Raw genomic sequence first — 12460 nt, 5'->3', positions numbered from 1 at the left:
CACACAAGTATCACGGAAGCCGTCAGTGTGTCCCTTCCGGGATCGTCAAAATCAGGGATGATTTTGTCGAGCGTACAGGGACGTATTCACAGCGTATCCCGGAAGGGACACCCTGATGGCTGACTCCCCCATACTTGGGGCAGGAAAAGAATTCAGACGGTTAAAAAGAGAGAAGCGTACAAATGCTGAGCATCAAAAACCTGCACGCCTCCGTTGAGGGCAAAGAAATCCTCAAGGGCATCAACCTGGAGATCAAAGCCGGGGAAGTTCACGCCATCATGGGCCCGAACGGTTCCGGTAAGAGTACCCTGTCACAGGTTCTGGCAGGCAACGACGCATTTGAAGTCACCAGCGGCGAAGTCACCCTCAACGGCGACAACCTGCTGGACCTGGAAACCGAAGAACGCGCCCGGGAAGGCATCTTCCTGGCATTCCAGTACCCGGTGGAAATCCCGGGCGTAAGCAACCTGCAGTTCCTGCGCACCGCCGTAAACGCCATGCGCAAGCACCGGGGCGAAGAAGAAATGAACGCTGCCGAGTTCATGAAGCTGGCGAAGGAAGTCTCCAAGCAGGTAGACCTGGACCCGGCTTTCCTCAAGCGCGGCGTGAACGAAGGTTTCTCCGGTGGCGAGAAAAAGCGTAACGAAATCATGCAGGCCCTGCTGCTGCAGCCGAAACTGGCCATTCTGGATGAAACCGACTCCGGCCTCGACATCGACGCCCTGCAAGTCGTATCCAACGGCGTCAACGCCCTGCGTGCCGAAGACCGCGCCATCCTGATGGTGACCCACTACCAGCGCCTGCTGAACCACATCGTGCCGGATTACGTGCACGTACTGGCCGGCGGCAGAATCGTCAAATCCGGCGGCCGCGAACTGGCCCTGGAACTGGAAGAGAAAGGTTACGGCTGGTTGGGCATCAAAGACGAAGACACCAGCAACTGATCAGGAGGCCGCGGAATGAAATCTGTACCTATGCTTTCCGGCGCTTTCCTGCAGCCGGCCGGGCAATCCCTGCCGGAACCTTTGCTGGCAGTGCGTAACGAGCGGGCTGCAGCACTGGCAGACATGCCCATGCCGACCCGGAAAACCGAAAACTGGAAATACTCCAGCAAGTACCTGAAGCTGACCGAAGACATGGCCGCCACGCTGCCGGCTACCGAAAAGGCCAGCAGCCTGGACGTACCCGGTTACCGGATTGTGCTCAACAACGGTGCAATCAACCGCGCCGACAGCCAGTACCCGGACCAGGGCGGCATCACCGTTCAACACTTCAGCGACCTGGGTGCGGACGACGCCAGCGCCCTGGCGCAGAAACTGGGCAGCACCCTCGATGCTGAGCAAACCCAGTTTGCCCAGATCAACAGCGCCCGCTTTGAAGACGGCCTGCTGATCCGCCTGGCCGCTAACACCGTGCTGGACAAGCCACTGTTTATTCTCCATGAAACCGCGGCCACCCAGAATGGCTCTGCCTTCCCGCGCATTTTTGTCGAGGCCGGCACCAACAGCCAGATGACGCTGGTGGAAGCCTACGTCTCCGAAGGCGATTCTGCGGCCCTGGTTGATACCGTTACCGAATTCCAGCTGGCTGATGGCGCCAACATCACCAGCATTCGCCTGACCATGGAAGGCGAAACCGTGCAGCACATTGGCGCTACCGGCGTACTGCAACAGCGCAACTCCCGCTTCGAGAGCCACTGCGTAGGCTTCGGCGGCCCGCTGCGCCGGCACGACCTGCAGGTTCGCCTGGAAGGCGAAGGCGCGGAAACCAAGCTCAATGGCGTGGTGGTTACCCAGGGTAAACAGCACTACGACAACCACACCTCCATTGACCACGTAGCCGCCCACTGCAACAGCGAAGAGACCTACCGCAACATTGCTGCGGACCAGTCCCACGCAGTGTTCAATGGCCGGATTCATATCCACCAGGACGCCCAGAAGTCCAACGCGGATATGAACAACAAGAACCTGCTGCTCTCCAACGGTGCTGAGATCGACACCAAGCCGGAGCTGGAAATCTACGCGGATGACGTCAAGTGCGCCCACGGAGCTACCATTGGCCAGCTGGATGAAACTTCCGTGTTCTACCTGGTTTCCCGAGGCATCGGTCGCCGGCAGGCCAACGTATTGCTGACCATGGCATTCATCAACGAGCTGGTCGAGCAGATTCCGGTAGAAGCCGTGCGCGACACCGCCCAGGCGCGGTTGAATGACTTCTTCGATCAAACCTTTCAGGAGGCCTGAGCGGCATGACCGATCTGTCTGTGGCAACCAACACCACCTCGCCGGCGTTTGATGTGGAAAGCATCCGCCGCGACTTCCCGATCCTGGCACAGGAAATCAACGGGAAGCCTCTGGTGTATCTGGACAACGGCGCCTCGGCCCAGAAGCCCGTCGCCGTGCTGGATGCCATGGACCGTTACTATCGGGAAATGCACTCCAACGTGCACCGGGGTGCCCACACCCTGGGCGACCGGGCCACGACCGCCTTTGAAGGTGCCCGGGAAGTGGTGCGCCACTTCCTGAACGCCCCCAGCACCAAAGAGGTTATCTGGACCCGCGGCACCACAGAAGCCATCAACCTCGTGGCCAACGGCCTGGCCCCGCGCCTGAAAGCCGGCGACGAAATCCTGGTCAGCCATATGGAGCACCACGCCAACATCGTGCCCTGGCAGATGGTGGCCGAGCGTACCGGCGCCCGGGTAATTCCTGTACAGGTAACCCCTGAAGGCGAGCTGGACCGGGAATCTTTCAACAGCCTGCTGAATGAACGCACCCGGGTACTGGCCCTCACCCACGTATCCAACGTGCTGGGAACGGTAAACCCGATCGCGCCGCTGATCGAGCAGGCGAAGAAACAGGGCGTGATCACCCTGATCGACGGTGCCCAGGCCGTGCCCCACTTCAAGCCGGATGTGCAGGCACTGGGCTGCGATTTCTACGTGTTCTCTTCCCACAAACTGTTTGGCCCCACCGGTATTGGTGTGCTGTATGGCCGCGCTGAACTGCTGGAAGAGATGCCTCCGTACCAGGGTGGCGGCGAGATGATCGAGCGGGTGTCGTTTGAACGTACCACCTGGAACGTGCTGCCCTACAAATTTGAAGCCGGCACACCTGCCATCGCCGAAGCGGTTGGCCTGGCGGCAGCCATCAACTACCTGGACAGCCTGGACCGCAAGGCCATGGAAGCCGCCGAAAACGCCCTGCTGGCCCGCGCCAACGCACTGGTAGAAACGGTACCCGGCATGGAAATCATCGGCACCGCGAAACAGAAAGTGCCGGTGATGTCGTTCAAGATCGCCGGCCTGCACCCCAGCGACATCGGCACCCTGCTGGACCAGCAAGGCATTGCCATCCGCACCGGCCATCATTGCGCCATGCCGCTGATGGATTTCTACGGAGTACCCGGTACAGCCCGGGCTTCATTTGCGTTCTACAATACGCTGGAAGAGGTCGAGAAATTATTCACCGGCCTGCAGAAGATCCAGCGCCTGTTTGCCTGAGGAGGTGGAAACATGACAGCCGAAGTCTTCACCCCGAACACCGTGAACGTGACCATGACCCCGACAGCGGTCAAACACGTTCGCAAACAACTGGACAAGAAACCGGAAGCCAGGGGCATTCGCCTGGCCATCAAAAAGAGTGGCTGCTCCGGCTTCAAATACGAAACCCAGTGGGTAGAGACCCCCGAATCCGACGACCGCATTTTTACCATCGACGGCGTGGATGTGTACGTAAAGCAGGAACACCTGCCCCTGGTAAACGGCATTGAAATTGACTTTGTCACCGAAGGCGTGAACTCCCTGTTCCGCTTCCGCAACCCCAACGCCACGGCGGAATGCGGGTGCGGCGAGAGTTTTACGGTGGCTTGAATAGAGGTCTTACTGAGCATGCAAGAACGGGAAGTCGTACTGACAAAGCGCGAAGTGGAAGCCCGGCTGGTGCCTTCCGGTACGGAAATCATGATTCCGTCGGATACCTTCGTGACCATCACCCAGTCCCTCGGTGGCACCTTTACCGTGGCGGTGAACGGCAACCTGGCCCGGATTGAAGGCCACGACGCCGATGCCTTGGGCAAACAGCCCCTGGAAAGCAGCTTCGAGACCCCGGAAGACGGCACGGTGAACGAAAACCAGGTGTGGGAAGCCCTGCGTAACTGCTACGACCCGGAAATTCCGGTGAACGTGGTGGATCTGGGCCTGATCTACGACTGCCAGATCCAGAACGGCACCGAAGACGGCAACCACGTGTACATCAAGATGACCCTCACCGCGGCTGGCTGCGGCATGGGGCCGGTCATCACCAACGATGTACAAACCAAGGTGGAGCATGTGCCCAACGTGGACAAAGTGACCGTAGACCTCACCTTTGATCCGCCCTGGAACAACGATATGCTCACCGACGAAGCCAAGCTTGAACTGGGAATGCTATGACCGCCAGCAAGGAACAATTTCTCGAGAACCCTCTCGGTACCAAGACCACTCTGGAAGACGTTCTGGACGCCTTCGAATTCCTGGATGACTGGGAAGAACGCTACGCCTACATCGTGGACCTGGGCAAACAGCTGCCGGCGTTTCCGGATGAGGCCCGCATTGAAGAGAACTACGTGCACGGCTGCCAGAGCCAGGTCTGGCTGATTCATCATTACGATGAAGACAGCGGCAAACTGTTCCTGCTGATCGACTCCGACGCCATCATCGTGCGCGGCCTGGCCGCCATCATCCTGGTGGCCCTGAACGGCAAGACACCCCGCGACCTGCTCGCCACCGATATCGACGAACTGTTCGAGCAACTCGACCTGTTCCGCCACATCTCTCCCACACGCGGCAACGGCCTGCGTGCCATGGTTGGCAAGATCCGTGATATTGCAGCCACAGAAGCAGTCTGAGCCGGCTTAAACACAGGGTTTCCCATGCAAACCTATCTGGTAGGCGGCGCCGTTCGTGACCAACTGTTGGGCCTGAAGGTCAAAGACCGGGACTGGGTGGTGGTTGGCGCCACACCGAAGCAGATGAAGGCGCGGGGCTTCAAGCAGGTGGGTGCCGACTTCCCGGTGTTCCTGCACCCGAAAACCGGCGAGGAATATGCCCTGGCCCGCACTGAGCGCAAACAGGGCCGCGGCTACCACGGTTTTTCCGTGTACAGCGCGCCGGACGTTACCCTGGAGGAAGACCTCAAGCGCCGGGACCTGACCATCAACGCCATGGCGCAGGCTGAAGACGGCCAGCTGGTGGACCCGTTCGACGGCCATGCCGATCTTGAGCACAAAACCCTGCGCCATGTGTCCGAAGCCTTTGCCGAAGACCCCCTGCGCATTCTGCGCACCGCCCGCTTTGCCGCCCGCCTGCATCCGCTGGGTTTCAGCATCTGCCCTGAAACCATGGCCCTGATGCGCCAGATGATTGCCGATGGCGAACTGGAACACCTGGTGCCGGAACGGGTATGGCAGGAAATCCAGCGGGCCCTGCACGAAAATGCGCCCACCGTATTTTTCGAAGTCCTTCGGGAACTCGGAGCCCTGGCGGTCCTGATTCCAGAGCTGGAGGATGCATCCGTGTTCCGGGCCAGCGTTAAGGCCCTGGCGTGCATTCACCACCAGCAGGGCAACACCGCCCAGCGCTTTGCCGCCCTGCTAGGTGCCGTGCCTGAAGAGCTGGCCATTACCCGGGCAAAGGCCATGAAAAGCCCCAATGATTGCCGGGATATGAGCCGGCTGGTATGCCGGTTTATGGCCGAGCTGTCCCGACACCCTGCAGACAGCCTTTCTTCGGAAGAGATCCTGGAACTGCTGGATACCGCAGACCTGTGGCGCCGCAGCGAACGCTTCGATGCCCTGCTCGAAACACTGGCCTGCACGCTCCCGCAGGCACAACAAAGCCTTCTGAAGCAGCTGCAGGCCGCTGCAGGAGAAGCTACCAGTGTAAATCCGCAGGACTTGCTGAAACAGGGCTTCAAGGGCAAAGAGCTCGGCGAAGCAATCCGGAATGAGCGGCTGGCGCGTATCACCCGGGTACTGAATCCATCATCCTGAGGACGTCGTTATGGCCCCTCCCGTTGCTCTGATCACCGGTGCTGCCCACCGCCTGGGCGCCCACACTGCCGAAACCCTCCATGGCCGGGGCTGGAATGTGGTCATCCATTACCGGAGCCGGCAGGAACAGGCCCGGCAACTGATCGACAAACTGAACCGGGAACGGGCAGACTCCGCCACCTCGGCACAGGCCGACCTGACCAATCCTGAAGACCTCGCCCGCCTGGCAAAAACCGCCTGCGAGCACTGGCAGCGACTGGACGGGCTGGTGAACAACGCGTCGGTGTTCTACCCCAACCCCACGAAAAGCGCCACCGAGGACGACTGGCAAGAAATTATGGGCGCCAACCTGAAAGCCCCCTTCTTCCTGCTCCAGCACTGCCTGCCGGCCCTCAAGAAAAGCTCCGGTGCGGTGGTGAACCTGATCGACATCTACAGCGAAAAGCCCCTCAAGGACCACCCGCTGTACTGCGCCAGCAAGGCCGGCCTCGCCGCCCTCACCCGCTCCTGGGCCAAGGACCTGGCTGATGTGTGATGCCCCCTTCGTAACCGGCCAGATTATCAGCGTTGACGGTGGCCGTAGCCTGAACATGTAAACCGCCCACAGCCACTACCCGACCATGGTGGCTTTGGCGCCCCGACGCTTTACCGCTACAATGCCCCCCATCTATTCCATACGAGGCGGGCCTGTTCCGAGCCTGCCCACTACAACGGAGATTTCCCATGCGTGATGTCGTGATCGTTGCCGCAAAACGTACCGCTGTCGGCAGTTTTGGTGGTGGCTTGTCCAGCCTGCGTGCTGACCAGCTCGGTACTGCCGTTATCAAGGCCCTGATGGAAGAAACCGGCATCGCCGGCGAGCAGGTGGGTGAGGTCATTCTCGGCCAGGTACTCACCGCCGGTTGCGGCCAGAACCCGGCCCGCCAGGCGGCCATCAACGCCGGCCTGCCCACCTCGGTACCGGCCATCACCATCAACAAGGTGTGTGGCTCGGGCCTGAAGGCGGTTCATATGGCCGTGCAGAGCATCCAGTGTGGCGACGCCGAAGTGGTGATTGCCGGCGGCCAGGAAAGCATGAGCCAGGCCCCGCACGTGCTCCCCAACAGCCGCAACGGCCAGCGCATGGGTAACTGGAGCATGATCGACACCATGGTGAACGACGGCCTGTGGGATGCCTTCAACGATTACCACATGGGTATCACTGCCGAAAACATTGTCGAAAAGTACGGTATCAGCCGTGAAGAGCAGGACGCCTTTGCCGCCGCCTCCCAGCAAAAGGCGGTCGCGGCCCAGAACGCCGGCTACTTTGACGGCCAGATCGTTCCGGTCAGCATTCCCCAGCGTAAGGGCCACCCGATTGTGGTCGCTAAAGACGAATGCCCCCGCGATGGCGTTACCAGTGACAGCCTGGCCAAACTGCGCCCGGCCTTCAAGAAAGACGGCTCGGTAACCGCGGGCAACGCGTCATCCCTGAACGATGGCGCTGCTGCTGTTCTGGTGTGCAGTGCCGATAAAGCCCGGGAGCTGGGCCTGACTCCGCTCGCCACCATCAAGGCCCACGCCAATGCAGGTGTAGACCCCACCATCATGGGCACCGGCCCCATTCCCGCCAGCCAGCGTTGCCTGGAGCGGGCCGGCTGGAGCGCCGCAGACCTGGACCTGGTTGAAGCCAACGAAGCCTTCGCAGCCCAAGCGATCTCTGTAAACCGGGATATGGGCTGGGATACCGACAAGGTGAACGTGAATGGCGGCGCCATTGCCATCGGCCACCCGATTGGCGCTTCCGGCTGTCGCATCCTGGTTAGCCTGCTGCACGAAATGGCACGCCGCGACGCCAAGAAAGGCCTGGCCACCCTGTGCATTGGTGGTGGCATGGGTGTAGCCCTGGCCGTGGAACGCTAAGCCACGTGCTGCACGTTGTACTCTATGAGCCGGAGATACCGCCAAATACTGGCAACATCATCCGGCTCTGCGCCAACACCGGCTGCCAGCTGCACCTGATTGAACCTTTGGGCTTCTCCCTGGAGGACAAGCAGATGCGCCGGGCCGGGCTGGATTACAGCGAGTACGCCACGGTAAAGGTCCATCCGGATTACGCCAGCTTCCTGGAAACCGAACAGCCAGCTCGGTTGTTCGGTCTCACCACCAAGGGTTCACGGCAGTACCACGAAGTGGCCTTCGAGGATGGTGACTACCTGATGTTCGGCCCGGAAACCCGGGGCCTGCCTGTTGATGTGCGGGAAGCCCTGCCACCGGAGCACCGGCTGCGGGTGCCCATGCAACCACAAAGCCGCAGCCTGAACCTGTCCAACACCACCGCACTGGTGGTTTATGAAGCCTGGCGCCAGCTGGGTTTTCCCGGGGCGGTGTAGCACGGGCAAAAGTTTGCAGGCATAAAAAAACCGGCGCTGGCCGGTTTTTTTATGCTTCGAAGAACGACGGCAGCAATCAGTGCGTCTGCTCTTCCTTCGCTTCGCCTGCGGCTTCTTCCTGCTTGCGCTTGAGCGCCTGGGCGTAGATGGCATCGAAGTTCACCGGTGCCAGCATCAGTGCCGGGAAGCTGCCACGGTTAACGGTAGCGTCGATGGCCTCGCGGGCGTACGGGAACAGGATGTTCGGGCAGTAGGCGCCGAGCATCTGGCCCAGCTGGGCACCTTCAATACCGGCTACCAGGAACACGCCCGCCTGCTGGATTTCAACAATATAGGCCACCTTCTCACCTACCTTGGCGGTAACCGTCAGGGACAGAACCACTTCGTACTGGTTGTCGCTGAGCTTGTTGTGGGCGGTGTTCAGGTCCAGGTTCACCTGCGGCTTCCACTGCTCCTGGAATACCAGCGGCGAGTTGGGTGATTCAAAAGACAGGTCCTTCACATAGATGCGCTGAAGGGCGAACTGGGGTTGGTTCTGGTTTTCGTTGCCTGCGGCTTGCTGGTTCTCAGCCATGATCAGTCCTTTCGTTTTCGTAGGTCGGGCGCAGCCCGTTGTTATAGTCACGTGTGCCGGAACAGTCTAAACACAGGCCCCGGCAGGTAATGTGAAACAGTGCTTCAGATCGGCAATCAGATCAAGCCCTGTTACTTTTTCACCAGCGGAAGGTTGCTGGCTTTCCAGTCGGCGATACCACCGTTCAGGCGCACCACGTTGGTAAAGCCTTCTTCCTTCAGGTACTTGACCGCCATTGCAGAGTGCTGGCCCATCTTGTCGACCACGATAATCTGCTTGTCTTTGTGCTTGCTCAGTTCGTTGGCACGGCCCTTGATGCCACTGAGGGGAATGTTCAGGGAACCGGTAATACGACCTTCGCCGAAGTCTTTGCGGTCACGGATATCCACCACTACGGCTTCGTCTTTGTTGATCAGAGACACCGCACCCTGGGCGGAAATCTTGGCACCACCACGGCGCGACTCCAGCACCAGAAGCGCCAGCAGCAGCGCCACAAAAACAGAAACCAGAATGTAGTGGTTAACAACGAATTCGAACAAGCGATCCATGAAACTACCCTGAAAATTTGATTTGGCGGGATTATACACACCCCTGACGGCTCAAAGAAGGCAAGTGGCACGCGCCAGGGGCCTCCTTTATAGCAACAGTGCATCAGGGCCATGCAAAGCCTTGGCGCTGCGCGCGTGGCCTGCACAAATGAAAACGGTTACAATCTGCCCCACTTTTACCACGACTCCCTTGCAATCTGTTTTCGCAACCAACCGGACGACATGATGACCGACACGCGCAAGCCCACTGCACTGATTATTCTCGACGGCTGGGGCCACCGTGACCCAGCTGCAGACAACGCCATCTCCAACGCCCGCACTCCATTCTGGGACAAGCTCTGGCAGAATCAGCCGAAGACCCTCATCAACACTTCAGGCATGTTTGTAGGCCTGCCGCAGGGCCAGATGGGTAACTCGGAAGTAGGCCACATGAACCTCGGCGCCGGCCGGGTGGTGTACCAGAGCCTGACCCGTATCGACAAAGACCTCGAAGACGGCAAGTTCCAGAGCAACGAAGCCCTGTGCAACGCCATCGATAAAGCCGTAGCCAATGGCAAGGCCGTTCACATCATGGGCCTGCTGTCTCCGGGCGGCGTTCACAGCCACGAAGACCATATGCTGGCAGCAGCGGAACTGGCCGCAGCCCGTGGCGCCAAGGAAGTCTATATCCACGCCTTCCTGGACGGCCGCGACATGCCCCCGCGCAGCGCCCGCCCGTCCCTGGAAAAAGCCGCCGCCAGGATGAAGAGCCTGGGCGTAGGCCGGGTAGCCACCATTGTTGGCCGCTACTTCGCCATGGACCGGGACAACCGCTGGGACCGCGTAGAAGCCGCCTATAACGCCATGACCCTGGGCGAAGCCGAGTTCACCTGTGACGACCCGGTAACCGCACTGGACCAGGCCTACGAGCGTGGCGAGAACGACGAGTTTGTAAAAGCCACCCACATCCGCGCCGAAGGCCAGCCAGAAGGCACCATCAACGATGGCGATTCCGTGCTGTTCATGAACTTCCGTGCCGACCGCGCCCGGGAAATGACCCGCACCTTCGTGGAGCCGGAGTTCGACGGCTTCGATCGCCGCAAGCACCCGGAACTGGCCGATTTCGTGATGCTCACCGAATACGCCGCAGACATCAAAACCTCCTGCGCCTATCCGCCCGAGCAACTGGCCAACGGCCTTGGCGAATACATGGCCAGCCAAGGCAAGACCCAGCTGCGCATTGCCGAAACCGAGAAGTACGCCCACGTGACCTTCTTCTTCAATGGCGGCCTGGAAACCCCGTTTGAAGGCGAAGACCGCATTCTGGTGCCCTCCCCCAAAGTAGCCACCTACGACCTGCAGCCGGAAATGAGCGCGCCGGAAGTAACCGACAAGCTGGTAGAAGCCATCAAGAGCGGCAAATACGACCTGATCGTGTGCAACTACGCCAACGGCGACATGGTTGGCCATACCGGTAAGATGGACGCCGCCGTCAAGGCCGCCGAGTGTCTGGACCAGTGCGTACAGCGAGTTGTGGAAGCGCTGGACGAAGTAGGCGGCGAAGCCCTGATCACCGCCGACCACGGCAACTGCGAGCAGATGACGGACCCGAAATCCGGCCAGGTTCACACCTCCCACACCATTGGACCGGTGCCGCTGGTTTATACCGGCCATCGCAACGTCAACCTTAAAGACGACGGCAGCCTCTGCGATATCGCACCCACCCTGCTGACACTGATGGGGCTGCAGCAACCTCAGGAAATGTCCGGGCACAGCCTGGCCGAGATCAACTGATCCGGCTTAAGGCAGATACCTTGAAGTATGTCCTCGCACTGGCGCTGGCTCTCGTTCTGGGAGCCACGCCACTGCATGCCCGGGATGACGTAACCCCCGAACAGGTGGAGGCGCTGAAAAAGCGCATTGCCAGCATTGATGAATGGCTGAAAGATGCCGAGAAAGACCGCTCCAGCCTGGAGCAGCAACTGGCCCGTACCGAGCAAAGAATCAGCCAGCTGACCCGTGAGCGCCGGGAACTGCGCGAGAAAGCCGATCAGCAACAACAGCGCCTGGATGAACTGCGAACGCAGGAACGCCAGTTGGCCGACACCCTGGAATCACAACGGGAAGGCCTGAAAACGCAGATTCGCGCCGCCTGGATGGAAGGCGACGCCCCGGCCCTGAAAATCCTGCTGAACGAAATAGAACCGGGCCAGATTGCCCGAACCCTCACCTACTACGAATACCTCAGCAACGACACCGTCGAGCGCCTTCAAGCCTTCCAGAAGAGCCTCCAGGAGCTGAAACAGGCCCGGGCCGCGGTGCAGGCATCGCGGGTGGAACTGGCAAAGACCGAAGCAGACCTGGAACAACGCCAGCAGCAACTGACGCAAAGCAAAGCCCAGCGGGAACAAACCCTGGCCGCCCTGAAGCAGGACATCCGCAGCCGGCGCAGTGAGCGGGACGACCTGGAAACTGACCGCAAACGCCTTGAGCAGCTGCTGGAAGAAGTGCAGCAGGCCATCGCCAACATCCCCTCTCCCAACGAATCCCGCCCGTTCAAGTCACTGCGGGACAAACTGCCCTGGCCCGCCAAGGGCCGCGTGGTCACCAACTACGGCGCAGCCTATGCTGACGGCAAATTGCGCCGCAGCGGCCTGATCATGAACACGGCAGAAAACGCGGAAGTCACTGCCGTACACTATGGCCGCGTGGTCTTCGCCAACTGGTTGCGGGGTTTCGGGCTGATGACCATTATCGATCACGGCGATGGCTACATGACCCTGTACGGCCATAGCAGCAGCCTGTTCACCGCACCCGGCGACTGGGTTCGGGCCGGTGAAACCATTGCCCTTTCCGGCCGCACCGGCGGCACCGAAGACCCGGCGGTCTACTTCGAAGTTCGCCAGAACGGAAAGCCGGTCAACCCCCGCCGCTGGCTGGGCAAGCCCTGAGTTTTG

At 60.2% G+C, this 12460-nt stretch carries 14 protein-coding genes; 12 read left to right on the top strand and 2 right to left on the bottom strand.

What is annotated here, in order from left to right; genetic code table 11:
- Nucleotides 1–182 precede the first annotated feature (182 nt).
- The 10 genes from sufC (at nt 183) to trmL (ending at nt 8402) form a co-directional block, all read left to right on the top strand.
- Complete coding sequence (gene sufC, locus H3Z84_RS04285) at nt 183–944, top strand: Fe-S cluster assembly ATPase SufC (protein ID WP_022989292.1); 762 nt, start codon at nt 183–185, stop codon at nt 942–944.
- Nucleotides 945–959: 15 nt separating this feature from the next.
- Nucleotides 960–2243 (top strand): Fe-S cluster assembly protein SufD, encoded by a 1284-nt coding sequence (gene sufD / locus H3Z84_RS04280; RefSeq protein WP_199456541.1) that lies wholly within the window; start codon nt 960–962, stop codon nt 2241–2243.
- Between the two features lie 5 nt (nt 2244–2248).
- On the top strand, nt 2249–3502 hold the full coding sequence (locus H3Z84_RS04275; protein WP_199456540.1) for an aminotransferase class V-fold PLP-dependent enzyme: 1254 nt from the start codon (nt 2249–2251) through the stop codon (nt 3500–3502).
- 12 nt (nt 3503–3514) lie between these two features.
- Nucleotides 3515–3871, top strand: a complete 357-nt coding sequence (locus tag H3Z84_RS04270; protein WP_022989289.1) for a HesB/IscA family protein — start codon at nt 3515–3517, stop codon at nt 3869–3871.
- An 18-nt stretch (nt 3872–3889) separates the two neighbouring features.
- Nucleotides 3890–4432, top strand: a complete 543-nt coding sequence (sufT, locus tag H3Z84_RS04265) for a putative Fe-S cluster assembly protein SufT (protein ID WP_022989288.1) — start codon at nt 3890–3892, stop codon at nt 4430–4432.
- Nucleotides 4429–4887 (top strand): SufE family protein, encoded by a 459-nt coding sequence (locus tag H3Z84_RS04260; protein ID WP_022989287.1) that lies wholly within the window; start codon nt 4429–4431, stop codon nt 4885–4887. Before sufT ends, H3Z84_RS04260 begins: the two co-directional genes overlap by 4 nt.
- A gap of 24 nt (nt 4888–4911) precedes the next feature.
- Nucleotides 4912–6030 carry a multifunctional CCA tRNA nucleotidyl transferase/2'3'-cyclic phosphodiesterase/2'nucleotidase/phosphatase gene (locus tag H3Z84_RS04255; protein WP_199456538.1) on the top strand — a complete coding sequence of 373 codons (1119 nt, stop codon included), beginning with the start codon at nt 4912–4914 and terminating at the stop codon, nt 6028–6030.
- Between the two features lie 10 nt (nt 6031–6040).
- A complete protein-coding gene (locus H3Z84_RS04250; RefSeq protein ID WP_228285703.1) occupies nt 6041–6565 on the top strand; it encodes an SDR family NAD(P)-dependent oxidoreductase in 525 nt (174 codons plus the stop codon).
- Between the two features lie 188 nt (nt 6566–6753).
- Nucleotides 6754–7932: an acetyl-CoA C-acetyltransferase gene (locus H3Z84_RS04245; protein WP_199456536.1), complete on the top strand. Its 1179-nt coding sequence runs from the start codon at nt 6754–6756 to the stop codon at nt 7930–7932.
- 5 nt (nt 7933–7937) lie between these two features.
- Entirely contained in the window at nt 7938–8402 is a 465-nt protein-coding gene (trmL, locus tag H3Z84_RS04240; protein ID WP_199456534.1) for a tRNA (uridine(34)/cytosine(34)/5-carboxymethylaminomethyluridine(34)-2'-O)-methyltransferase TrmL, read from the top strand.
- Nucleotides 8403–8478: 76 nt separating this feature from the next.
- Here the strand turns inward: trmL and secB are convergent, their stop codons facing one another.
- A complete protein-coding gene (gene secB, locus H3Z84_RS04235; RefSeq protein ID WP_022989282.1) occupies nt 8479–8976 on the bottom strand; it encodes a protein-export chaperone SecB in 498 nt (165 codons plus the stop codon).
- Between the two features lie 131 nt (nt 8977–9107).
- Nucleotides 9108–9524 carry a rhodanese-like domain-containing protein gene (locus tag H3Z84_RS04230; RefSeq protein WP_022989281.1) on the bottom strand — a complete coding sequence of 139 codons (417 nt, stop codon included), beginning with the start codon at nt 9522–9524 and terminating at the stop codon, nt 9108–9110.
- Nucleotides 9525–9749: 225 nt separating this feature from the next.
- Between H3Z84_RS04230 and gpmM the strand changes: the two genes are divergently transcribed.
- Both gpmM and H3Z84_RS04220 read left to right on the top strand, forming a co-directional pair.
- Complete coding sequence (gene gpmM / locus H3Z84_RS04225; RefSeq protein WP_199456717.1) at nt 9750–11297, top strand: 2,3-bisphosphoglycerate-independent phosphoglycerate mutase; 1548 nt, start codon at nt 9750–9752, stop codon at nt 11295–11297.
- Nucleotides 11298–11353: 56 nt separating this feature from the next.
- A complete protein-coding gene (locus tag H3Z84_RS04220; protein WP_199456716.1) occupies nt 11354–12454 on the top strand; it encodes a murein hydrolase activator EnvC family protein in 1101 nt (366 codons plus the stop codon).
- Nucleotides 12455–12460: the final 6 nt, after the last annotated feature.

Source organism: Marinobacter sp. bablab_jr003 (assembly GCF_016464245.1).
GTDB lineage: Bacteria > Pseudomonadota > Gammaproteobacteria > Pseudomonadales > Oleiphilaceae > Marinobacter > Marinobacter vinifirmus.
This window is presented reverse-complemented; position numbering and strand designations above follow the sequence as displayed.